Origin of the sequence: Pelagicoccus albus, from assembly GCF_014230145.1 — a bacterium.
In the GTDB taxonomy this organism is placed as follows: domain Bacteria; phylum Verrucomicrobiota; class Verrucomicrobiia; order Opitutales; family Opitutaceae; genus Pelagicoccus; species Pelagicoccus albus.
Map to the genome: position 1 here is coordinate 1,012,736 of NZ_JACHVC010000013.1, position 23,283 is coordinate 1,036,018.

The 23,283-nt window shown below is 49.4% G+C and carries 20 protein-coding genes; 18 read left to right on the plus strand and 2 right to left on the minus strand.

Translation table 11 applies throughout. The features are described 5' to 3' along the window. Positions 1-48 precede the first annotated feature (48 nt). From H5P27_RS20260 to H5P27_RS19510, 16 genes are all read left to right on the plus strand, one after another. Positions 49-510 (plus strand): UDP-N-acetylglucosamine--LPS N-acetylglucosamine transferase, encoded by a 462-nt coding sequence (locus H5P27_RS20260; RefSeq protein WP_185662087.1) that lies wholly within the window; start codon positions 49-51, stop codon positions 508-510. Then, positions 501-989 carry a glycosyltransferase gene (locus tag H5P27_RS19440; protein WP_185662088.1) on the plus strand — a complete coding sequence of 163 codons (489 nt, stop codon included), beginning with the start codon at positions 501-503 and terminating at the stop codon, positions 987-989. The genes H5P27_RS20260 and H5P27_RS19440 overlap by 10 nt, the downstream gene beginning before the upstream one ends. Before the next feature lie 56 nt (positions 990-1,045). Next, positions 1,046-2,359, plus strand: a complete 1,314-nt coding sequence (locus H5P27_RS19445; RefSeq protein WP_185662089.1) for a nucleotide sugar dehydrogenase — start codon at positions 1,046-1,048, stop codon at positions 2,357-2,359. Beyond that, complete coding sequence (locus tag H5P27_RS19450; RefSeq protein ID WP_185662090.1) at positions 2,343-3,554, plus strand: glycosyltransferase family 4 protein; 1,212 nt, start codon at positions 2,343-2,345, stop codon at positions 3,552-3,554. The genes H5P27_RS19445 and H5P27_RS19450 overlap by 17 nt, the downstream gene beginning before the upstream one ends. A gap of 24 nt (positions 3,555-3,578) precedes the next feature. Beyond that, positions 3,579-4,478 (plus strand): glycosyltransferase family 2 protein, encoded by a 900-nt coding sequence (locus H5P27_RS19455; protein ID WP_185662091.1) that lies wholly within the window; start codon positions 3,579-3,581, stop codon positions 4,476-4,478. 104 nt (positions 4,479-4,582) lie between these two features. Then, complete coding sequence (locus tag H5P27_RS19460; RefSeq protein WP_246462774.1) at positions 4,583-5,035, plus strand: acyltransferase; 453 nt, start codon at positions 4,583-4,585, stop codon at positions 5,033-5,035. Positions 5,036-5,047: 12 nt separating this feature from the next. Then, the gene (locus tag H5P27_RS19465; protein WP_185662092.1) at positions 5,048-6,022 is read left to right on the plus strand and encodes a glycosyltransferase family 2 protein; all 975 of its coding nucleotides are present in this window, start codon (positions 5,048-5,050) and stop codon (positions 6,020-6,022) included. Between the two features lie 166 nt (positions 6,023-6,188). After that, complete coding sequence (locus tag H5P27_RS20170) at positions 6,189-8,600, plus strand: chitobiase/beta-hexosaminidase C-terminal domain-containing protein (protein ID WP_185662093.1); 2,412 nt, start codon at positions 6,189-6,191, stop codon at positions 8,598-8,600. A gap of 178 nt (positions 8,601-8,778) precedes the next feature. Beyond that, positions 8,779-10,056: a hypothetical protein gene (locus H5P27_RS19475; RefSeq protein ID WP_185662094.1), complete on the plus strand. Its 1,278-nt coding sequence runs from the start codon at positions 8,779-8,781 to the stop codon at positions 10,054-10,056. Positions 10,057-10,062: 6 nt separating this feature from the next. After that, positions 10,063-10,668, plus strand: coding sequence for an acyltransferase (locus H5P27_RS19480; protein ID WP_185662095.1), 606 nt, complete (start codon positions 10,063-10,065; stop codon positions 10,666-10,668). A 36-nt stretch (positions 10,669-10,704) separates the two neighbouring features. Then, positions 10,705-11,757, plus strand: coding sequence for an acyltransferase family protein (locus tag H5P27_RS19485; protein ID WP_185662096.1), 1,053 nt, complete (start codon positions 10,705-10,707; stop codon positions 11,755-11,757). A gap of 58 nt (positions 11,758-11,815) precedes the next feature. Beyond that, positions 11,816-12,697, plus strand: coding sequence for an acyltransferase family protein (locus tag H5P27_RS19490; RefSeq protein ID WP_185662097.1), 882 nt, complete (start codon positions 11,816-11,818; stop codon positions 12,695-12,697). A gap of 28 nt (positions 12,698-12,725) precedes the next feature. Then, positions 12,726-14,009, plus strand: coding sequence for a glycosyltransferase (locus H5P27_RS19495; RefSeq protein ID WP_185662098.1), 1,284 nt, complete (start codon positions 12,726-12,728; stop codon positions 14,007-14,009). A 2-nt stretch (positions 14,010-14,011) separates the two neighbouring features. Next, entirely contained in the window at positions 14,012-15,019 is a 1,008-nt protein-coding gene (locus H5P27_RS19500; protein WP_185662099.1) for a glycosyltransferase family 2 protein, read from the plus strand. 73 nt (positions 15,020-15,092) lie between these two features. After that, positions 15,093-16,130, plus strand: a complete 1,038-nt coding sequence (locus H5P27_RS19505; protein WP_185662100.1) for a glycosyltransferase family 2 protein — start codon at positions 15,093-15,095, stop codon at positions 16,128-16,130. Positions 16,131-16,223: 93 nt separating this feature from the next. Then, the gene (locus H5P27_RS19510) at positions 16,224-17,429 is read left to right on the plus strand and encodes a glycosyltransferase (protein ID WP_185662101.1); all 1,206 of its coding nucleotides are present in this window, start codon (positions 16,224-16,226) and stop codon (positions 17,427-17,429) included. A 119-nt stretch (positions 17,430-17,548) separates the two neighbouring features. On the opposite strand, the gene H5P27_RS19515 is transcribed toward H5P27_RS19510, so the two are convergent. Together H5P27_RS19515 and H5P27_RS19520 are read right to left on the minus strand one after the other, a co-directional pair. After that, positions 17,549-19,078 (minus strand): lipopolysaccharide biosynthesis protein, encoded by a 1,530-nt coding sequence (locus H5P27_RS19515; protein ID WP_185662102.1) that lies wholly within the window; start codon positions 19,076-19,078, stop codon positions 17,549-17,551. 421 nt (positions 19,079-19,499) lie between these two features. Then, positions 19,500-21,023, minus strand: coding sequence for a lipopolysaccharide biosynthesis protein (locus H5P27_RS19520; RefSeq protein WP_185662103.1), 1,524 nt, complete (start codon positions 21,021-21,023; stop codon positions 19,500-19,502). A 520-nt stretch (positions 21,024-21,543) separates the two neighbouring features. Here H5P27_RS19520 and H5P27_RS19525 point away from each other — a divergent pair. Both H5P27_RS19525 and H5P27_RS19530 read left to right on the plus strand, forming a co-directional pair. After that, the gene (locus H5P27_RS19525) at positions 21,544-21,720 is read left to right on the plus strand and encodes a hypothetical protein (protein ID WP_185662104.1); all 177 of its coding nucleotides are present in this window, start codon (positions 21,544-21,546) and stop codon (positions 21,718-21,720) included. After that, complete coding sequence (locus tag H5P27_RS19530) at positions 21,720-23,180, plus strand: UbiA family prenyltransferase (protein ID WP_185662105.1); 1,461 nt, start codon at positions 21,720-21,722, stop codon at positions 23,178-23,180. Before H5P27_RS19525 ends, H5P27_RS19530 begins: the two co-directional genes overlap by 1 nt. The last annotated feature ends 103 nt before the right edge of the window (positions 23,181-23,283 follow it).

The following is a 23,283-nucleotide window of genomic DNA, read 5'->3' on the forward strand; positions in this document are numbered from 1 at the left end:
ACACGATAAAAGGGAATTTTCCGTCGAACCAACGACAAGCGAACCTGTGTGGGAAAGCGAAATAAACTCGTCGCCGTTTCTTCAGGCGGCGGCCATTGGGTTCAATTGATTCGCTTGAGCCCCGCTTTAGAGGACTTAAGCGTCCTGTTCGCTACCGTCGATAACCACTATCGAAACGACACGCCAAATCGCCCGTTTTACCTAATAAAGGATTCGAGCCTTAGCGAGGCACGAACTTTGCTGGCGTGCGCCGTGAGCGTGATCAAACTACTGATAAAGGAAAAACCATCGACCGTCATTTCGACGGGAGCGGCCCCCGGTGCCTTGGCAGTAATTCTAGCTAAGTTATTGGGGTGTCGAACAGTATGGATAGACAGCGTGGCCAACGTAAGACGTCTTTCCCTATCTGGGCTACTTGTAAAACCGTTCGCTGACGTTTGCTTAACTCAGTGGCCGCAACTGAGCAAACCGAAGGGGCCTCACTACATCGGAAGCGTGTTATGCTCCTAATAACGGTAGGTACAGACAGACCATTTGATCGCTTCATCGAAGCGATGGATACATGGGCCGCCCAGAACAAAGAAGTCGAGTGCTTCGCGCAAATAGGACGAACCAACTACGAGCCGAAGCATATTCCCTATTGTCGCTTTTTGGATTCAGACGCTTTCGATCGTAAGCTCGAAAGAAGTAAACTTGTCGTCGCTCACGCCGGGATGGGTACTGTTCTGAAAGCCAGAGCCTTGGCTTTGCCTATGATAGTTTTCCCACGCTCTCCGGAGTACGGCGAGGCCTCCAACTCACATCAAATAGATACAGCCCAAGCCCTTGCGAGTCTAGGAATCGCCTCCGTTGCGTTCGACGTAGACGAATTGTTTAGTCGACTATCCTGCCGCGACTCTTTTCTTAAGCCACCAAGCAACGCAACCGTTGATACAAACTTTGTAAAAAGCCTCCGCGGAATCCTTACGGAATCGCGACCAACGATCTGAATCGCCTTGCCACCAAACAAGGTCACCTAACACCAACAAAAATTATCCAAACTCGAATGAAAATAAGTATTTTCGGACTAGGCTACGTCGGAGCGGTTTCCGCCGGCTGCCTTGCTAAAAACGGCAACACTGTAATCGGTGTAGACCCAAGCTCGAGCAAGGTCGATTTGATCAATGAGGGACGTACTCCGATCATTGAAAAAGACATCGACACCATTATTAGCAATGCGGTGGAGGCTGGTAAACTTTCGGCGACCCAAGATCCTAAGGAAGCGATCGCGAAGACAGACATATCTCTTATTTGCGTGGGAACTCCAAGTATGCCTAACGGCAGTTTGAATTTGAGCTACGTGCGCAATGTCTGCGAGGAGATCGGCGAAGCGCTAAAGGAAAAAGCTAGTTTCCATGTCGTTGTGATCCGGAGCACCATGCTCCCGGGCACCATGCTCAATGTGGTCATTCCGACGATCGAAAAGGCTTCTGGAATGGTGGCAGGTGAAGGCTTCGGCATTTGCGGAAATCCCGAATTTCTACGTGAAAGCACCGCCGTCTTCGACTTCTACAATCCTCCCAAGACTGTTATCGGCGAGTCGGACACCAAAAGCGGGGACATCCTCTCCGAACTCTACGCCGGCCTAGACGCCCCACTGATCCGCACCAGCATCGAAACTGCGGAAATGGTCAAGTACACAGACAACGTGTGGCACGCCCTTAAGGTAGGATTCGCCAACGAAATTGGTTCTATTTGTAAATCCGTAGGCATCGATAGCCACGAGGTGATGAAGATCTTCTTCCAAGATACGAAGCTCAACATCTCCCCTTACTACATGAAGCCTGGATTCGCATTTGGCGGTTCTTGCCTGCCCAAGGACCTCCGTGCCCTCACCTACAAGGCGAAGTCCATGGACGTAAATGTTCCGATTTTGAACTCGATCCTACCCAGTAACCAAATCCAGGTGGACCGGGGCTTCCAAGCGATCACCTCAAAAGGAAAAAAGAAGATCGGCGTCCTTGGGTTTAGCTTCAAATCCGGCACCGACGATTTGCGCGAAAGCCCGATTGTGGAAGTAATCGAACGCCTTCTCGGGAAAGGCTACGACATCAAGATCTTCGATAACAACGTCAACATCGCCAAGATTGTTGGAGCCAACAAAGACTTCATCCTGAATGCGATTCCTCACATCTCGAATCTGATGGTTAACACACCCGAGGAAATCATCGAGCACTCCGAGGTTGTGGTTATCGGCAACGGTGCAACGGAATTCAAAGAGCTCATTCCGAAACTGAGCAAGGAACAGACGATGATAGACCTTGTTAGAATAGTCGACGAGCACCCGGCCAACACAAATTACGATGGCATCAACTGGTAAAGGAAACGGGCGAAAGGTTCTCATCATAGTTGAGAACCTGCCTTGCCCTTTCGATCGCCGAGTCTGGCAAGAGGCGAATACACTCAAAGAAAACGGCTACACCGTTTCGATTATTTGCCCCACCGGCAAAGGGCACAATGAGAAGTTCGAGCGCCTCAACGATATCGACATCTATCGCCATAACCTGCCGATCGAGGGCGACGGAGCCTTGGGCTATGCTATCGAGTATTCGACTGCCCTATTCTGGCAGTTCGTGCTTTCACTCAAAGTACTGTTCCGCACCGGCTTTGACGTCATCCATGCCTGCAATCCACCTGACAACATATTCCTGATCGGCGGCTTTTTTAAGCTTTTCGGAAAGAAGTACCTATTCGATCACCACGATATTAATCCGGAGCTGTACGAAGCTAAATTTGGTAAACGAGGCTTTTTCTACGACCTAATGATTTGGTCGGAGCGTCTCTCATATGGCACGGCTGACATCGCAATTTCGACCAACGAATCCTACAAGGAAATCGCCATCAAACGCGGCAAGATGCCCGAGGATAAAGTGTTTGTCGTTCGTAGCGGCCCGAAGCTCGACCGTCTAAAAATCTGCCCTCCCAAACCTGAGCTAAAAAAAGGCAAAGCCTACATGATCGGATATATCGGAGTCATGGGAGCTCAGGAGGGTATCGACCATCTGTTGGAAGCAGCAAAACACATGATTTTCGAAATGGGACGCAAGGACGTCCATTTCGGCATCATCGGCGGAGGCACCGCTCTCGAAGGAATGAAAGCCCTGGCTATCGAGATGGGAATCGGGGAACACGTGACCTTCACCGGAAGAGTGCCAGACGATGAGATGCTAGATATGCTCAACACCGCAGACGTGTGCGTGAACCCAGACGTTGCCAACGAGATGAATGACAAGTCTACCATGAACAAAATTATGGAGTACATGGCTTTGGCAAAACCCATCGTCCAGTACGATCTGAAGGAAGGACGCTTCTCCGCCCAAGAGGCCTCACTCTACGCTAAACCAAACGATAGAATCGATTTGGCAGAAAAGATAGTGGAGCTTTTGGACGATCCAGAGAGACGCCAAAAGATGGGAGAGTTTGGGAGAAACCGCGTTCTCAACGAACTGCAATGGCAGTACGAAGAGCCAAAGCTTCTAAACGCGTACGAGACCCTCTTCTCAGGCAAAAAATAAGGGAAAAGCTCAAGGTATTTCGCCATGATTAGCGTTGTAATTCCATCCTACAACCGATGCGAAAGCATGATCACGCTGCTTAATGATTTACGTAAGCAGCGTGGCGTGGAATTCGAAGTCATTGTCGTCGACGATAAATCTCCAGACGATTCTTACACTCGACTCAAAGAGGCATTCCCGGATGTGGACGTAACCATCAACGAAAAGAATGGCGGCCCGTGCGTCACCAGAAACGCAGGCATCAAAAGAGCGAAATACGACATCATCGTAGGCTTCGATAGTGATGTCTCCATTCCTGATCCAGATTGCCTAGCTAAGATTCTAGCGGAGTTCGAAAAGTACCCGGATGTCGCTGCCTTGGCTATTCGCCTGAAACAGCCAAACGAAGTGGACGAGGATTTCGCTAGATGGTGGCATCCCCACCCGATCGAGAAAACAGTCGAAACGCCCTTTTTAACTCCTTACTTCAGCGGAACCGGATACGCCTTCAAAAAGGAGCCTCTACTCAAAGCAGGAGCTTTTCCAGAAATACTCTACATGGCGTACGAGGAAAATGAGTTGGCTTACCGCTTCCTCAACTTGGGCGAAAAAATCCTCTACACTCCGATTCCTTGGGTCGTTCACCACGAAAACCAAGTGGCAAGGCGAAGTGAAGTGCGTGAATTCTACCGTCACAGAAACCAGATCCTGATGTCTGTCCAGTGCTTCTCGCTAGGCAAAAGCCTAGCCTTCGTTCTCCCGAGAACGGTGTACGCGTTCTTGGACGGTCTTCGCAACAAGTCGCTCGGGTCCTACTTCAAATCGCTAAAGTCAGCATATGCGCTGGCCAAAATAAGACGCAAAACTCGAGATCCCCTGACTCGAGAGACTTGGGCCTATATCGACCACATCTCGAAAAACGTCGTAACTCCGGAATCATCCTAGCCAATTCAATGGGAAAGTTACCAAAGAATCCTACACTGGGAAATCGCATATTCAGGGCGTTCATGTCGGTCCTTGACCCGCGGCCGTACGTCCAACTTTTCCGGATGCTGCACTATTACAATTACAGTCACCTGCAGCCAAGACGCCTAATAAAGATCGGCGAAGGCACCCGCATGGCTCCAAATGTATCATTCCGGAATGGCGATCTCATCCAGATAGGCAAAGACTGCCACATCGGAGATCGCACCAGCCTCTGGGCCGGTGACGACGGCGGGAAATTAACTCTTGGAGATTACGTCTCCATCGCCCCAGACGTGTTCATTACCGCTTCAGATTACCAACTCAAAAAAGGAATTCCTTTCCGCCAACAGCCAAAGCGAGACCGAGACGTCACTATAGGAAACGATGTTTGGCTCGGCACAAAGGTAGTCATCACCGCTGGCGTAAATATCGGAGACGGCTGCGTCGTTGCCGCGGGAGCTATAGTGACCAAAGACCTCCCTCCCAACACCATTTGCGGGGGCATTCCAGCACGTGTCTTGAAGGAGCGCGATTAATTGAGATCAAACATGGAACCAAACTCCCCCGCTCACACTGACTCTAGGCAAAAGGCTTTAGCCGACGTAAAAGTCTCAGTAGTCATTGTGACCTACAATTCAGAGGAACAAATCGCTCCTTGCCTAAAAAGCCTACACAGCGAAGTCCGTGAGGTTCAGCTCGAAACGGTGGTCGTGGACAATGGATCGCAAGATTCGACCGTTTCCATCGTGAAGTCGCAGTTCCCATCAGTAGTACTGCTAGACACAAAGGAAAACCTCGGGTTTGCTAAGGCATGTAACCTTGCGGTCCAAAAATCGACGGGAGACTTCATCCTGCTTTTGAATCCCGACACTGTTACACTGGACGGAGCCGTAGATAAGGTGGTCAAATTCGCCTTGGCAGAGCCAAGCTATGGATTCTACGGAGGACAAACGCTTAAGGAAGATGGTGTCACTCTAGAACGTTCATCCTGCTGGGGACTTCCCTCCCTTTGGAGCATGTTCACTTTCGCCACGGGGCTAAGTACGATCTTCAAGCACAACGGTTTTTTTGATCCCGAATCACTAGGTAAATGGAAACGCGATTCGGTACGGGAAGTAGGAGTCATCACTGGATGTTTTCTTCTAGCAACACGCGAGGCTTGGGACTCGATCGAAGGATTCGACGAGCATTTCTGGCTCTACGGAGAGGACGTCGATCTTTCGTTAAGAGCGAAAAAGGCAGGCTATCACCCGGTCATCTACCCAAAGGCGAAAGTCATCCATGAGATAGGTCAATCCTCTACCTCCGCCCAGAAAGGGGTCTGGCTGCAACAAGGCAAAGTGAGCTACCTTAAGCGGAATTGGTCCGCTCCAGCATCGTTCCTGGGCCTCATTTTGCTGAATATTGGAGTCGCAGTCAGAGCCTTTGCCTACGGTCTGAAAGGCGACCAAGAGAACCAGTGGGTAGCCAGCTGGAAACGGCGTTCCGAATGGAAGAATGGGCACACCAAGGGAACCAACTGAGGCCGGCTCCTGTTAATTGTACCAATAGCCTTAGGAATCAGTACCGATTGAGCCCTCGACTTGCTAAAAATCAGGCTAAAGTAGGGCGGAAATGCGACTGAGTTTCAGCGTGCTATGTGAATGTCGAAGGACAGTTAACAACCGAGACAACCAATTGCATTACCACGTGAACAATCCACTAAGAACCATTTTTCTCGCCGCCCTAGTATTGACCACTGCAACGCTAAGTTCAGCCGCAACTACCCAAAGCTTAACGCAGCACGGCATCACCTGGACCTTCTCTACGGAGGTGACTTATGGGGAATATGCCAACGGGGACTACTGGGTCATAGGACCTGTAACCATTACCGATATCAGTCCAGGGTCAGATGGCGTGATGAATGGAAGCATCGTAAATTTGGCATCTGGGCGTACCCATGCTTTCGATAGCAGAATCTCGAACAACACCTATGATGCTACCCGGAATATCGCGACTCAACTACCTAAGACCGTTAGCGCAGATTCGACACTCATCTCTAGTATAAGCAATGAAGCTTTAGCTTCCGTGCAGGGCTCGCAAATTAAGACCTTCGCGGTTTTGACCGTCGTGTCTTCAGCCCCACCTACTGGATCATTTAGACCCTCCTACATCGGAACCGATAAAAGTCATCGCTGGAATGAATCCGACCTCAACTACGACGCATTGGCTCGGGTGAGTGTGGATGGCATGAGCGCGCCCAGTATCGCAAGCATGAGCGACGCTTTCGCGGTCATCGCAAACGAACAGTCTAGATCTTGGACATTCAGATACTTACAGGCCTCCGACGGTTCACCCAACTACGGTCGAGATATCGCCAACAAAACGAACAATGCCCTACTCTTATTGAACTCGAACGCCAGCGATTCTGAAAAAAGAGACCTGCTGGTGGGAATGGTACAGTACGGAATCGATATCTACGGCATCATCGAAAACGGAGGAACTTGGTACGCAGATGGAGGCATTAATTGCGGAAGACTAGCCCCATTCATGGTCGCAGCTGCGACACTGAACGACTCCGGCATGCTCGAAAAACTAAATGCTGACAATCTCATCTTCCAGGAGATGCAACAGACCTTTTTCGTCACCCAAGCAGACATCAACCAATCTCGCTACACTTCCGACGGTCGACCCAGAACCCCATATTCTAGTGAAGACATAGGCAAACCAGAATGGGGAATCAGACATACTGAAAACCGTTCGCTAGATGGAGATAACTGGGACGCCTACTACAGAGATATCGGCGGAGGTATTCTGCCTGCCATTACCGTGGCCGCAAAGCTGATGGGGCTTGAAGATACTATCAACGATCCTGCCATGTTCGCATATGCCCAACGCCATATCTACTATCGCGAAGGTCTTTTCACTCAATCACAGTACTATAATGGATATGACGATGGCGATGCCTATGGAGAAGGAAACACTTCAAAATCGGCCCCATTCGCCAGCAACGAGACACTGTACTTTCAGAAGAAATTCTACTTCGCCTACGAGAATGCAGAGCCCCTGAGCCAAGCCTCCGATACCACAGCTCCAACTGTTTCGTCAGTAACGGTTGAGGAAGCAAGTGACTCCGCAGCGTTGAGCATCAGCGTTGATGAAGCCGCCAGTGTGCAACTTACAGTCACCAAGATTTCAGACGGCACCTATGAGACGATCTCGGTGGGAGACTTCCTCACGTCACATGCAATCTCGATCGCCAACTTGGATTCGGAATCGTCCTACCAAATCGACCTGACAGCAACTGACAGCTCCGGTAATTCGGGCACCTGGCAAGGCAGCTTCACCACCCTCCAGCCTCCGCTAGAGTGGGCGTCGACCTCCCCTTCGGCAGGCATATTCGAGGAAAGCACGGATGTGGAGTTATCCAGTGCAGATTCTTCGAATTCCATTTACTACACCCTCGACGGTAGTGAACCGACAGAAGCTTCGGCACTCTACTCCACCAGCTTACAGATAACAGAATCGACCGTAGTAAAATCCATTGTTGTCGCTCAGGACGGTCGTATCAGCGAGGTAAAGGAGGACTACTTTTACATCGGAGAGACCACCTCATCTGGCGATTGGCTTAACATCTCTATACACTCTTACGAAAACCAAGAGGTAACGATCGAATTCGACGCCAGACCCCTTGATTCCCCCATCGATGGAGTGATCGGACTATCTAACGGATCGGCTTCGAGCTATTCCGACGTCGCCGCAGCTATCCGATTCAACAGCAATGGATACATCGACGCCCGAAACGATTACCAATACGACTCAGTGGTACAGTACCCATACGTGGCAGACCACATCTATCATTTCACAATGACTCTCGACCTTACGGCATTCACTTACACCGTAACTATTAAAGATAAATCCACCGGCGGCGAAACGGTTACTGTTGCGCAAGATTTCGATTTCAGAACAGAGCAATCCAGTCTCAACGCGGTGAACAACATCGCGATGAAAGTTTCGACTCTTTCCGGTAATACCATTTCAAGTATCCAATATCCAGTGCCCGAGGGGGCTTTACCCACAGCGCCAGTAGGGCTAGCGGCACGTGATGTTGAGACGCCATAAAGATTTCAAGAAAACAAACTGATACAAGATGCGGTGCGATCGGAATATCCCGATCGCACCGCTTCCGCATATTCAAGACAGCCATCAATGCCGCAAGCGAAGTAAAGATTGCCAATGAATAATCTAACCTTCACATGAGCTAAACTGTTACCGTTTAAACCGCCTTACCTGAGTCCAAATGTCATCCACCCACATCCTCCTCACAGTATTACTGATAATACTGCAGTTCGTGATACCTCGGAAATGGGCGTTTCTTCCACTCCTAATCGCCGGCCTCCACACCTCGTCGTTGCAGGTTATTCCCAGTTTTTCTACTGCGCGCTTGATCATCTTCTTTGGCATGGCGCGCATCATTCTGACAGGACAACTTAGCTGGTCCCGCAGCAACCCGATCGATAAAATCATGTTTTTCTGGGGATTCGTCTGCATTCTCAGCAGTATTGGGCATGATCCGACCAGTGGAAACCCTTGGGTTATCAGAGCCCGCATGGCATTCGATGTAGTCGGGACCTATCTTTACGCAAAAGCTTATCTGAAGGATTTCGACGACTACAAACGCCTAGCAAAAGCCGCCTGTTTCGCATCGATTCCGCTCGCACTCGGAATGACCTACACCAAGCTAACAGGTGGGTTCAATATATACTCCCTATTCGGTGGCTCAAACTTCCTGTTGGTTCGAAATGGCACAGCGAGAGCGATCGGCCCCTTTGGAACGCCAATTCTAGCCGGCACCATCGGCGCCCTATTGATTCCAACCATCATCACGATTTGGAACGAAAACAAGAAAACCGCCATATTGGGTATCATTTCATGTATGGGAATTGTCCTCTCCGCAGGCTCTTCCACCCCGATCGGGGCCCTGATCATTTGTTCTTGGGCTTTGATGCTTTGGAGGTGGCGACAGTACACCGGCAAAATAACTGCCCTGTGCGTTTCCATGCTCATTTTCATCCAATTGGTTAAGGATCGGCCTGTTTGGTATCTGATCGCAATAACCGACTTCGTTGGAGGCAGTACGGGCTGGCATAGAGCATACCTGATCGACATGGCTGTCCGCTATTTCGACGAGTGGTGGCTTTGGGGCTCCGATTACACTCGACACTGGATGCCATACGGATTGCCAAGCGTTCCCGAGCATTGTGATCTGACCAACTATTACATCAATTTAGGAGTATTTGGGGGTGTACCCCTCATGTTGGCGCTGATTCTGGTGATCGTGAAATCCTTTAAGATTATCCGAATGAAAATCCGAGAATTCAGGCCGGTGGACACGAGACAAGAGTTTCTGACCTGGACCGTTGGCTCTTTGCTTTTTACTCACACCTTGACCTGCCTAACCATTTCCTACTTCGACCAATCGTATATTATTTTCTACTTCCTAATCGCGTTTATCGCCAACCTGAAAGACGTGCCTCCTGAGGAGGAATTACTACCAAATCAAGCCGTCGCTGCCTGACCTTGAATGCTGCTCAAAATTCTCAAACTCTGCAAACGCATCCGAAATTCTGCGTTTACCGCACTGTGTTCCTCTAGCTTCCACAGTTTTGGAAAACGCTCCAAGATCGAGTTGCCCTTTCGCTCGGAAAACGAATTTGCCATCTCTATCGGAAAAAACGTCTATGTGGGCTCCGACTCCTGGTTCAGCGCCATACCCAAAAAAGGATCTCACAAACCCGCCATCACCATCGGTGATTCCTGCTCGCTTTCCGGACACTGCACAATAACGGCAGTCGAGAAGGTGGAAATCCAGTCAGGCGTGCTCATCGCTCGATACGCCTACATTTCTGACCATTCGCACGCTTACGATTTAAGCGACGATCCCATCAAAGACCAAGGTACCACTAAGCCTCAGCCAGTAGTAATTGAATCGGGTGCTTGGCTCGGGCAAGGAGTAGTCATTTGCCCAGGTGTTCGTATCGGAAGAAACAGTATCATAGCCGCAAATTCCGTCGTAAAGTGCGATGTGCCTCCCTTTTCGGTAGCGGCCGGCAGCCCCGCTCGGATCGTTAGGGAAAACTTTCCTGTAAAAAGTCGTAAAGATGTCAGCAATACGCCCAACAACTCATAGCCCAGCTAGTACTTGCCGAGAATCCAACCTGACCTGATGGAAACCAAAAAAAAGCCTTTCCTAATCCCTTCCCTGAACGGGATACGTGCCATATCCATTTCCATTGTATTTCTAGCTCACGCCGGAGCATCCGGAGTAATCCCTGGCGGGTTCGGGGTGACGGTTTTCTTTTTCCTCAGTGGTTTCCTGATCACGACTCTCTTGAGGAGAGAGTTCGATAAAACAGGCGGAATCAGCATTCGGAACTTTTTCATTCGAAGAATCTTTCGAATTTTACCTCCGTTCTACGGAGCGCTCCTTTTTGCCATTCTTTTAAGCCTGACCGGATTGCTCCCCGGTGAAACGACGCTGGGCGGCTGCCTCTTGATAGCCGGCCACATTGGAAACTACGCTCAAATCTTCTGGTCGCATTTATCGCCACCTCAAGGAACAGGGGTCTACTGGTCTCTCGCTGTGGAGGAGCACTTCTACATCCTATTTCCCTTGTTTGCACTGATCCTTTTCAAAAAAGGGGATAAACGGGTAACAGTCCTAACATTTCTAATAATCTCCGCACTCGTTCTCGCGTGGAGGATAATACTCGTTAACCAAGGAGTGCCTGAGAATCGAACTTATATGGGCACTGACACTCGCGTAGACTCCATACTGTTCGGAAGCATACTCGCAATCGCTAAGAACCCTGCACTCGATCCCAAACTCATCATCAATAAGTGGCTAGGAGGAACAATAGTGATTCTGGCGATACTAGCCCTACTCTTTTGCTTCGCGTACCGAACTAACGAATTTAGGGAAACCTACCGCTACACGATTCAAGGGCTCGCTTTGATGCCCCTGTTCTACACAGCAGTTGTTTACAGCGATTCCGTTTTCTTTAGGTGGCTAAACTGGAAGCCGGTAGACTACTTCGGACAGCTCTCGTATACTTTCTACCTGCTCCACTACGTCCTGATCTACGCAATTGCAAAGAATATAACCGATCAGCCAATAGCCAATGGAGTGCTAGCGCTGGTACTTACCACAGCCCTTTCCGCAGCGAGTTTCCACTACTTCGAGAAGCCCTTGGCAAAACTTCGTGGCAAGTTCAGGTAATTTTGATTTTCTAGCCGACTCGAAACCCAAATCACCTTTTCCATCTAGCTGATACCCGATGAAACGAAATGATATAGAGATCATACGCATTCTCGCCTCGTTTGGAATCGTCTGGTACCACACGAGAGCTCCTTTCGACAATATCGGCTATTCCGGCTTGGTGATCTTCCTCTCTCTTTCGAGCTACCTTTACCGCTACAAACCAAACCTCGAGCTGAGAGATTCTCTGATAAGTAGAGCAAAGCGACTCATTATTCCTTGGGGGGCATGGTATCTTTTCTATGGAATTCTCAATCTCGCGGTCGGGAATTCCTTTAATCCAGAATATACCTCGAATATCGCGTTAAATGTTTTAGCAGGAACCAGCATACACCTGTGGTTTTTGCCCTTCATCTTCGCAATCATGGTGCTATTCGATGTTTCACACCGTTTCGCGAGCCCAAAAACTCTAGGTCTCGTTTGTTTCGCAATATCATCGGCGATGTTGGCAACTTCCGATCTCTGGAGAGACCCATCCATCGAAATGGGCTATCCAATAGCTCAATACACACAGGCACTTTCCGCTGTTTTGGCAGGCCGTTTCTTTGGCGAGCTCCCAAACTTCAATCCGAAGGTGAAAGTCGCTCTCCTATCAATTCTAGGCATTTCCGTGGCTGCAAGTTTCAGAGTGGAAGGAGTCGGTCTCCCCTATGCGATTGGATTCGGAACCATGATCTTGGTGGCCTACAAAGATTTTTCGGACATTCTGAAATGGAACGCGGCAAAACTCGCCGCGACGACTTTTGGAATCTACCTGATACACATACTCTTTACCGCCTCGCTGCTCCGATACGGTCCAGACAACAGAGCGCTAATTGCTGTTGTCAGTTTTCTGCTATCCATAATTTCAATACTCGCCCTGCAAAAAATAGCGCCCAGCATCGCGAAAGCTATCACATGATGCCCTAGGTTCTGAGAAAAACTAAACGATGCGAAAGATTCTCTTCATCTCTTATCACTTTCCGCCGCAAGGTGGCGCCGGCGTGCAAAGGTCACTTAAATTCGCGAAATACCTTCCTAGTTTCGGCGTGCAACCCTATATCCTCACCTCTGACAAATTGGTCGAAAGTCGATGGACCCCCAAGGACGACTCCATGATGAAAGAGCTCCCGGAAGGCATCGCCGTAACTCGAGCACCTTGGTCTCACGAAATTGGATCATCAAAATGGAAAAAACTTCGAGATGAGGCGATAAAACTGGTCCAAGAACAAGAGCTATCAGCGATTCTCGTGACCATGTCCCCTTTCGAGGACGCTGCCCTAGCCGAAGCTATCTCCAAAGCAACGAACATTCCTTGGATCGCCGACCTGCGGGATCCTTGGGCACTGGACGAGTTTCAGAGTTACCGAAGTGGTTTCCACCGGTCCAAAGAGCGTAAAAAAATGGAGTCCGCCCTGGCGGGAGCTTCCTCAATAATTATGAATACGCCTGTAGCCGCCAAAGCCCTACAAAACGCGTATCCGAGCTTTTCAGACAAAAAGATCTATTGCGTAACAAACGGTTTCGACTCCGAAGATATCAACCGAGATCCCGATGCTCCGAGCGAAATAGAAAAGAAAAAGTTCAATATAGTCCACACTGGTACATTTCATACCGAATTAGGACAGAGACAGCAAAAGCGAAAGGTACTGAACACCTTGCTCAGCCGACATGCCAAGGGGGTTGAATTCCTGCCAAGATCCCCCTTCTACCTTTTTCAGGCTTTGAGCAAAATCAAAGCCGATCGACCAGAGGTTTACGAAAAGCTCAACATTGTGTTCGCCGGAGTATCCGGACAAGCTGAGAAAGACCTCACCCAAGCATTTGGCTTGGAAGATTCAGTCACGCAAATTGGATACGTTTCCCACGACCAAAGCGTCGGTTATCTACACTACGCGGATCTGCTTTTTCTTCCTTTGCACCATATCCCCAGCGGGAACAATGCATCCATTGTCCCCGGCAAGACCTACGAATACTTGGCCAGCGGCAAACCAATTCTGGGAGCCCTGCCCCAAGGTGATGCTCGCGAGTTCGTCGCAAACTACAGTAAAGGAACTGTGTGCGACCCCAAGGACGTGCAGGCGATGTACAACTGTATCCTAGCAGAGTATGAGAAATGGTTATCGAAAGCAGATACCAGAGTAGCCGACTCCCAGTATCTTACTCAATTTGAACGTAGGACGTTGACTGAAAACCTGTCTAAGATAATCGAAGCGACTGTATCAGCCTCCTGAAAATGTGTTCCTCAGAGACAACAACAGCGATTACGATCATAATCGCCAGCTACAATAGAGCTCCTATCCTCGATAAGTCTCTTACGAATCTCGCGACCCTAGACACTGACGGAATAGACCTATCTATCGTAGTGGTTGACAACAACAGCTCCGATTCGACGAGCGAGGTTATCGCTTCCCACTTGGATAAGCTGCCACTGGTACATCTCCACGAGGCAAATCCGGGCAAAAACAACGCCATAAACAAAGCGCTCAACGAGTGCGAGTTGAACGATGTCGTTCTTTTCACCGACGATGATATTAGCCCAAATACAAATTGGCTGAAAACAGTCGCGAAATCGATACGCGACTACCCCAAGACCAGCGTATTTGGAGGGCCTGTTCAAATGATCTGGCCCCAAAGCACACCCGAATGGATCAAATCGGTCGAAGACAATGTTTACCCGCAGCACGACCGAGGAGATCAACCTCACCTCTACCCTGAAAAGACGACTCCCATAGGAGTCAATTTTTGGGTAAGAAAGGAGATTTTCACCGAGCATGGCTTTCGCTACGATGGTAAGATCGGGCCAACTCCGAAGATAAAGAAACGTATCATGGGAAGTGAGACATCATTTCTTCTGATGCTCAAAAAAGCCGGATTCCATATTCAATATATCCCCGGAGACAGCGTCGGTCACTATGTGACTCCGGACCAAATAACGCGAACTTACGTCCTTAACAGAGCGAGAACGCACGGGCGCTTCCTGGCCCGGATCGGCCATCCCTTCAGCAAGGTCGAGTTGTATCGGCAAAACAAGCTCTTCTGGTGGATAGCCGAGAAAGCTTCAGTATTAAGCCTCTACGCCGTCTATTACATATCGAATCTACAGCCATCGATGGAGAAAAAAATTCAGACCCAAGTTTTCAACATTCGATGGATCGCCTATCACAAAGAACTGCTGCAAAACGCGGAATCGATATATGCTGAAAGATACGAGAAGCAGAATAGCTCGACCGAGATTTCTTAGTACCGAAGTAGCCCCCGATAAAAAAGCTTCCCAACTCGACGATCCATTTAATCTAGCCTAAAAACAACCTGCCATGAGCCAGTCCAAATCCACCGACCCAGAGATTTCCGTTATCGTTCCAGTCTTCAACACAGGAGCGTTCCTTCGTGGATGTATCGAATCTATCCTAGCTCAAACCTATTCCTCTCTGGAGGTTGTCGTAGTGAATGACGCATCGCCGGACGACTCCCTCTCTATTCTGAAGGACATGGCGGAAAAGGATAGCCGCATAGTGATCGTCGACAAAAAGGAAAACGGCGGAATTCACGCTGCGAGAGCAGACGGCTTTAAGGTAGCGAGAGGATCGCTCATAGCTTTCGCAGACTCGGACGATGGATTCGACCCAGACCTACTGGAAAAACTCAGAGACACCCTGGTCTCCAACGATGCTGATATAAGTATTTGCGGGGCTCGAATGGTCGATCCCAAGGGAGCTTTCCTCGGGATTAAGATGAAAATGAAAGATCAGGTCCTAGATGGTCCGGACGCTTTCGAGGCCTTCTGTAAACTCCAACTCGGCAGTGGGACGCTATGGAATAAACTCTTCAAAAGGGAAATAATCGAGCCACACTCCATGTCAGACTGGGGATGGAGAGCAGGCGGTGTCGAAGACACCTTGGTAAATATCGGTTGCTTCTCGGATGCAAAGAAAGTCGCCTGTACCTCCTACGTGGGATACAACTACTTGATCCATCCAAATATGATCACCCAAAGCGCGGGTCCGGGCAAGGCATACGCCCGACACCTTCATGCCTACGCCACTGCTCTCAATCATTACAAAGATTTGCCTGAGGAGAAAATAGCGTTGATCGACACACTTTACCGCGGGCAATTGGAGATGCCCGTCTATCACGTTTCCGATCCCGCAGAGCTAAAAGAGTTCGAAGACCAGCTACTGACCGCGGTGGAAATAATAAGCCGAGTTCGTCCCTCTAGCCTGTGGGAAATAGCGAACCTCGGTCTTTCCTGTCCAAAATCTCACATTCTCCACGAGTCGAGCTGCAAGAAGTGGATCTGGGCCCTTAGACAGACAGTGAGGTCTCTTAAGAAAAAGCTCAGAGGGAAAAAGTAGCCTCTCTATAGAAAGGTAGGCTCTAAACCTGCTTGCCTGAGACTTACAAACGTAGTTGGCTAACTACCTAGGGAGTTCTCCCCTCTCCAACTTATGACCAACGACAACTCTGGAAAATCCGGTATCAGCCAGATCCGGCGAGTCATAGAAAATAGACTGGCCTGGCGACAGCTGGGCAAAATGCCAGGCAAACCAGCAGTCGCAAGATCGAATACCTTAGCAGAGAAACTCCAGAATAAAGGCCCAGAACCTCTTAGAGTAGGCATAGCTGGATTCAATTCACCAACTGGACTAGGATACCAGAATCGAGATCTGGTTACCCATGTCGGCTTCTCAAAATGGCTATGCGTTAAACACGCCTATTTGCCAAATCTTCCGGACATGCCTGGAATTGAGACATCGCACGTCACTCTGGAGGCGAGCGATGAGGAATTGGATAGCTGGTTAGAGGGCCTAGACTGTGTACTTTTCTATGAACAGCCCCAAATAGACGCCTTGGTGTGCAGAGCAGTTGCGAAAGAGATTGCCGTAATTTGTATCCCCAATTGGGAGTGGCTCTCACCTAGCGTGACTTGGCTACACGACGTAGACCTTTTCATTTGTCCTAACGAGCACACGCTAAACTTGCTGAAAAACTGGAAAGCCAACTGTGGTGCGATCTGGGATATCGCCTACGTCCCTGCTCCCATAGACACAGACCGCTTTGGCTACAAAGAGAGAACTAAATGCGAGAGCTTTCTATTCGTTAACGGAAACGGGGGATGCACACCCTACTTCAAAGGGTTTCTAAGAGATAAGCGAGGCCCCATGAGAAAAGGACTAGCCACTATAATAGAAGCAGCGAAGCTTGTTCCAGACATACCTATATACATCCGCTCTCAGCTAAAAAAACTACCAGTCGACCTTCCTGTCAATATAGAGATATTACCCGACGAAGCCGACAATAGTAAGATATACAATATAGGGGATGTAGCAATCCAACCCTCCTTATTCGAAGGCACCGGGTTACAACTGCTCGAAACGTTAAGCACTGGAATGCCGTTAATTTCCACAGACGCTCCGCCTATGAACGAAATGCCTAACATAAGTAGGCTTCCCGTACAAAGTCGGTACGCTCGCATTGCCAATAACATTATACCGGTCAATTTACCTGACTACGAATTCTTAGCGAAATCGATGAGGGAGCTCTTCGAGACAGATATCTCTAGAGAGTCAGCAGCAGCTAGGGATTTTATAGTACAGAATCACTCATGGCCTGTCGCCAAAGCCGCCATGAACAAGTTGCTAGGTCTTTTTTAGTTTGCATTGAGAGTAGCTCTACAGGCGTCTTCCAAAAGAATAAACAGCCAGCTTCGTGCTTACGTCGAAACGGATTCCGGTTTGACGTGTATGTAGTCTGGGCAAAACGCCTCATCAGATCACGTCGTCCTGAGGAAGGTACGCTGTCCCATGGCAACAGCTGATTTCGCAAATGCAAAGCCACCCGGTAAGCATATAAAGCTCAGGGCAAAAAGGAGAAGATATACTGCAAGTAACACCCCAGTGTCCAAAATCACGTTACCTAAAGACAGGTGCATTTCGATATAAAACGCTAGTGCACCGGATCCTATGGCAGAAAAAGCAGGTCTGTATAAAGACTTCCCTATATCAGAGAGACGCAAAGGGCTCTTCCGCGACGCGATAAACAAAGATGGCACTATGGTTAGCATCGAAGTAACACTGTAGGAAATAGCGACTCCCAAACCACCCCAACGAAGCCCCACCACAAAACCTAAGATAGTTACAACCGATACCCCTACACTTGTCCAAAGCAAGACTCTAGATCTTCCCAACGGGACTAATAGCCACCCCGTGGCAACGTTGAAGGTACCGACGAAAGCAGCCGGAGCTAATGCCCTGAATATAATTACGGACTCGCCCCATCCTTCCCCTAGCATAATCAGAACGATATCTTCTGCCTCTACAGTACAAAAAGCAATGATGGGCATGCCGATCATCGCCACCAGCTCTAAGCCCTGACGATAGAAAGATCTGAATTTAATCGGGTCTCCTTGCAGTCGACTCAAAGCCGGCAATGCGACCATTCCAACCGGAGCGTTAATCTGACGGATGGGCAAGGTAAGTAAACCGTAGGCTTTCGAATAAAAGCCCAACGCAGATGGTCCCCACACTGCCCCCAAGAGGACGTTGTCAAGATTCTGCGATAGTTCGCTAAAAAGCCGCCCTACTGTTAGGCTCGCGCCAAAAGACAGCATCGGCCGCACTCCACACTTTCGCCTCGGTAAGCCAGGAGTCCAACGAACAGCCGTCCAACGGACAATGACAACCACCAAAGCCGCCGCGATGGACTTGATAACGAGAGCCCAATAACCGGCACCCAAATAAGCTGAAATAATCGCCGCAGCCGCTCCTGTAAGCTGGCTGCCAATTACGATGCCCTGCTCAACAACGAATCTCATTTTTCGCTGCAAAAGAGCCCCATGCTGAGCACATATTCCGCTGAGGAATATGGGGATAGCCATTGCAGACATTATTCCAACCAAGCGATCATCGCCAAAAACCTCCCCGACCACCGGAGAAATAGCAACAGCGAGTCCAGCCAAGAGCAGACCGGCAAGCGAGTTTATCCAAAAGAGAGTCGAAACTTGATCGTGGTCGATATTTTCCCGCTGTACCGTGGCCATGGAAAGCCCCGCGTCTTGGAACATAGTCACGAAAATCAGCACTGACCCAACAATGGCGAACAATCCGAAATCCTCCGGCACGAGGATACGGGCTAGGACCGCGGTAGTGCCCATCGTTGCAATAAACTTGGTAGCTTGGGCCACCATAGTCGCAGCGCCACTGCGCACCGAGCGCTTGCCGAGGTTACCCTCAAGGTGGCTCGTGTCAAAAACGTCCAGCTTGGAGGCTTTCAAGCGATCCTCTCTACCTTCCAAATCGCTCATTCCGGAAAGACCACAAACGTCGATCTATTGAAATTAGCCCTAGGCTGGAATCTGAACGGTTTTTTCGGCGAGGCATTTCTGGACAATGAAGATAACGTAAGAGCCGGTTCTTCTGACAACGAATAGAACCCTTCTTAAGAAAACGCCGTACCAACACCTTAATCAAAGTTTCGTGCAAGCCTTAAAACCTAGTCGCTGAATACAATGCACAAAGGGAGTACAAGTACTGACTATTGAACAGTAATTCCATCGAACTCAACATAGCAGAAAGTAGTCTATACACTGATAAAATGAAAAGAGAATGAATTGAGAGGTCGCCTGTTCAGATAGCTCGATTCAGCCAGGCTATATTCATATCGAGGATCCACGATAAGCCTAAGCGCTCATCAAAAACCTGATTTCAAGACCAGCGAACGACGGCTCAGTTCCGTTTCCTCAGCTTGCCAAACGTAGAAATCAATTCTCGTACAAAGCCAAGCCCCCCAGGCAACGCTACGATACAGATAAGGTACGCTGAAGCGAAAACGCCAAACAAGACGGCACATTCAAAAATAGCGTTACCTACATTTTGATAGGGTTCAAAAAAGTACAAAGCTACCGAAGCGACCAAAGAGGCAATCATAGGTCTTGAAGTGCTTTTTGCTATATCGGAAAGCCTGACTGGACTCCCCTTACAAGCGTACATCAGAGATGGAGCTTTCAAAAGGACAGAGGTTACACTGAACGACGTGGCCACACCAATTGCCCCCCAATTTAAGCCAACGCCAAAACCTACAATCGTAATGATCGAATTTATTAGTACGATTTTAAGTTGCTCCTTAACTCTACCCATCGGAACAAAGAGCCAACCCGTCGCTACATTCGTGGAACCGACAAACGCAGCAGGAGCCAAGGCCCGAAATATATCGATGGTGTCTACCCAAGACGGTCCAAGCATTAGCAATACAATCTCGTCGGCTGCTACAGCCGCAAAGGCAACTATCGGCATGCCAACCGTCGCAACGATGACCAAACCTCGCAAATAGTACTGCTTAAAACGCTGGGGCTCAGTCTGTAGCCTGCTCAATGCTGGCAGTGCTACCGTACCCATAGGCTTGTTGATTTGACGAATGGGAAGCATCAACAAGCCATAGGCTTTTGAATACAACCCTAAAGCCGTCGGACCAAAAAAGTACCCGAGTAACAGATTATCTACGTTACGAGTAACTGTCATGAACAGCTGTCCGATGGTCAGGTGTGCTCCAAACCGTACCATTTCCCGAACCCCCGTTCCCTTGGATGGCAAACCTGGCATCCAACCTGAAGCGTACCAACGACAAACCACCACTACCAGAGCCGCAGAGATAGATTTGAAAACAAGCGACCAATAGCTCGCCCCGTAGATCGCCGACACGATCGCAACACCAGCCCCCACTATTTGGCTCGCGATGACGATTCCTTGCTCCACCCCAAACCTCATTTGACGTTGCAAGAGGGCTCCGTGTTGCGAACTCATTCCTGCAAGCAATGACGGGAGAGCAAGAGCGACCGTTATCGGTCCAAGCCGTTCATCGTCAAAAAACAAGACCATGAGCGGTGCGATCAACACTGTGAATAGCGCTACTGCAGAACCCGCAGCGGTGTTGACCCAGAACAAATTGGAGACCTGCCGGTGATTGATATCCTTCCTCTGAATGGTGGCCATCGATAAACCAGCATCTTGGAACATGGCGACAAACACCAAAACCGAGCTAACGATCGCGATCAGGCCAAAGTCCTCAGGCTCGAGTATTCTCGCCAGGACAACGGTGGTTAAGGTCGTGAGAACGAAGTTCGATCCCTGCACCGCGACAGTCAAAGCTCCACTTTTGGCGGAACGACTGCCTAGATTGGCCTGAAGGTGCTCCGTATCAAATATATCCCTAGCTCCCGCTGAGACCCGTCCGAGCTTACGGTTACCTTTCATGGTTGAACAACTATCGCTCCAATCAGGAGTAATGAAACAGTTTCAGAACACTGTTCGGCATTAGCAGAGATTTGGTGATTAAAATACGGGCTTTCAGACATGGGTCAGCGAGATCAGACAAGTGGAAAGGCGACAGAAACGCTTTAAGGGCTCCCGCTCGCAAGCATTATATCGGTTCGATCCAGTTGGTCATGACAAGTTTTCGATCAGCAGGTTTCGAGCCCTGCCACGAGCTAGAGCATTCGATTTTCAAACTGAGCGGTATCTTTAACTTGCTGGCCACGCGGAAACGGCAATCGTCCTGAAAAAATCACAGCCTCGTGCCCCAACCTGGGAACTTGCCAAGAACAAAGGCTATAAGCGCCAGCATAGTTGAATCATTGGAACTCCCACGCATTGATAACGAACTCGTAGGATATCGATTTTCTCAAACCACGTACCTCTCAGTCGGTAAATTCCCTAGAGAGCGAAGCATTTCAACCGATCAACTAGGGAAAATCTTTTAAACTCATATCGGACATTGACGATCAACTACATCGCCTACATTGCAGTTGCTCGTTTGCGTCGCGGTCCTAAGCCGCTGGCTCTGACAGCCCTCAATCGAGGCGACTTAGATCCGATTCCTACAACTCTAATCGTATCACGATCCCTCGAAACCGGCCTTTACAGAATCCACGAACCCAACGATCAACGCTAATGAATTCCGATAACACGAGTTCGGCTGCATTCGAACAGACCAAGGAGAAGAAGCTGCCCCTGTGCGTTGATCTCGATGGCACGTTAATCAAGACAGACAGCCTGCATGAACTTCTACTGAAATTCATAAAAAACAATCCGCTGAAAAGCTTGCTGGTTCCGTTCTGGATCCTTTCCGGCAAGGCTGCTTTCAAGGCTCGCCTGACCAAAGAGGTGGAATTGCAGCCCGCCCTGCTCCCCTACAACGAAAAGGTGCTCGACTACATGAAGGAGCAGTCAGACGACAGGGAGGTCTATCTATGCACGGGAGCGAACGAGGCCATCGCCAAACCAATAGCCGATTACGTCGGTGGCTTCGACGGAGTTATCGCCTCAAACGGTGACGTTAACGTCACCGGCAAAAATAAGAGCGATTTGCTGAACAAGAAGTTCGGCAAAGGAGCCTATGCATATATCGGCAACGCGAGCATCGATTACAACGTCTGGGACGACGCGGGGGAAATCGCTGTTACGAGCTCATCGTCGGGCTTCATTAGCGCTGTAGAAAAGCGTTACGATAACGTAACCTCATTCAAGCTTCCCGGGGCGTCTCCTCGCTCGCTCATCAAAGCCGTTCGACTTCACCAATGGGTTAAGAACTCCCTTCTTTTTGTACCCCTATTGATCGACCACAAAATCGCCAACGTTTCCATGGTGATCGCAGCGGTCCTAGGGTTCCTTTCCTTTTCCCTCATGGCCTCTGCGACTTATCTGATCAATGACCTGCTGGATTTGGAGGCAGATCGGGCTCACCCGAAAAAATCGAAGCGGCCCTTCGCATCAGGTACCATCTCAGCCTTCAGCGGCGTGAAAATCACCATCGCCCTCTTCGCCCTATCGATAGCCCTTCTCTTTTTCGTCCCCTGGGAATTTTCGATAGTGGCAGGAGTATACCTCGTATCTACCTTGCTCTACTCATTCCACGTGAAGTCCATGGTCATTCTCGACGCCTGCCTTCTGGCCGGACTTTTCACCATAAGAGTAATTGGGGGGACCGTCTTAATCGCAAACGAGTGGTCTTTCTGGCTACTAGCCTTCTCGATGTTTCTATTTGTCAGCCTGGCGTTTACAAAACGGGCAGCTGAATTGTATCAGCAAATCCAGCGGGATGTGAAACACACTGCCGGCCGAGCATACCGGACCGACGATTACCCTCTGATCGTCTCTATGGGCGTATCGAGTGGATTCATTTCAGTGCTCGTTATCGCCCTCTACGTGAATAGCGTCGATGTGGTCAAAATGTACACCCAACCCGAAGTGCTCTGGCTCATTTGCCCTCTTTTAATGTACTGGATTGGCCGAATTTGGCTGAAAACGGTCCGTGGGCAAATGAACGAAGATCCAATCGTCTTCGCGATCAAAGACCGAATTAGCCACATCACAGCAATCTTGGCGGTAATCGTGGTCGGCATAGCGGCATAGAGATGATCACCGTCCCCCAGAAGAAGAATCACTCCGATCGATTGAGGAGCGTTCTTTTGGAACAAGGTTTGCTGGGACTCAGCGGCGCGCGTAGGAATCTGCT

Excerpts from the sequence above, each read along its gene's own strand:
- H5P27_RS19440 (WP_185662088.1), top strand. The coding sequence starts at position 501 with ATGCTCCTAATAACGGTAGGTACAGACAGACCATTTGATCGCTTCATC.
- H5P27_RS19445 (WP_185662089.1), top strand. The coding sequence starts at position 1,046 with ATGAAAATAAGTATTTTCGGACTAGGCTACGTCGGAGCGGTTTCCGCC.
- H5P27_RS19450 (WP_185662090.1), top strand. The coding sequence starts at position 2,343 with ATGGCATCAACTGGTAAAGGAAACGGGCGAAAGGTTCTCATCATAGTT.
- H5P27_RS19455 (WP_185662091.1), top strand. The coding sequence starts at position 3,579 with ATGATTAGCGTTGTAATTCCATCCTACAACCGATGCGAAAGCATGATC.
- H5P27_RS19460 (WP_246462774.1), top strand. The coding sequence starts at position 4,583 with ATGCTGCACTATTACAATTACAGTCACCTGCAGCCAAGACGCCTAATA.
- H5P27_RS19465 (WP_185662092.1), top strand. The coding sequence starts at position 5,048 with ATGGAACCAAACTCCCCCGCTCACACTGACTCTAGGCAAAAGGCTTTA.
- H5P27_RS19475 (WP_185662094.1), top strand. The coding sequence starts at position 8,779 with ATGTCATCCACCCACATCCTCCTCACAGTATTACTGATAATACTGCAG.
- H5P27_RS19480 (WP_185662095.1), top strand. The coding sequence starts at position 10,063 with ATGCTGCTCAAAATTCTCAAACTCTGCAAACGCATCCGAAATTCTGCG.
- H5P27_RS19485 (WP_185662096.1), top strand. The coding sequence starts at position 10,705 with ATGGAAACCAAAAAAAAGCCTTTCCTAATCCCTTCCCTGAACGGGATA.
- H5P27_RS19490 (WP_185662097.1), top strand. The coding sequence starts at position 11,816 with ATGAAACGAAATGATATAGAGATCATACGCATTCTCGCCTCGTTTGGA.
- H5P27_RS19495 (WP_185662098.1), top strand. The coding sequence starts at position 12,726 with ATGCGAAAGATTCTCTTCATCTCTTATCACTTTCCGCCGCAAGGTGGC.
- H5P27_RS19500 (WP_185662099.1), top strand. The coding sequence starts at position 14,012 with ATGTGTTCCTCAGAGACAACAACAGCGATTACGATCATAATCGCCAGC.
- H5P27_RS19505 (WP_185662100.1), top strand. The coding sequence starts at position 15,093 with ATGAGCCAGTCCAAATCCACCGACCCAGAGATTTCCGTTATCGTTCCA.
- H5P27_RS19510 (WP_185662101.1), top strand. The coding sequence starts at position 16,224 with ATGACCAACGACAACTCTGGAAAATCCGGTATCAGCCAGATCCGGCGA.
- H5P27_RS19515 (WP_185662102.1), bottom strand. The coding sequence starts at position 19,078 with ATGAGCGATTTGGAAGGTAGAGAGGATCGCTTGAAAGCCTCCAAGCTG.
- H5P27_RS19520 (WP_185662103.1), bottom strand. The coding sequence starts at position 21,023 with ATGAAAGGTAACCGTAAGCTCGGACGGGTCTCAGCGGGAGCTAGGGAT.
- H5P27_RS19530 (WP_185662105.1), top strand. The coding sequence starts at position 21,720 with ATGAATTCCGATAACACGAGTTCGGCTGCATTCGAACAGACCAAGGAG.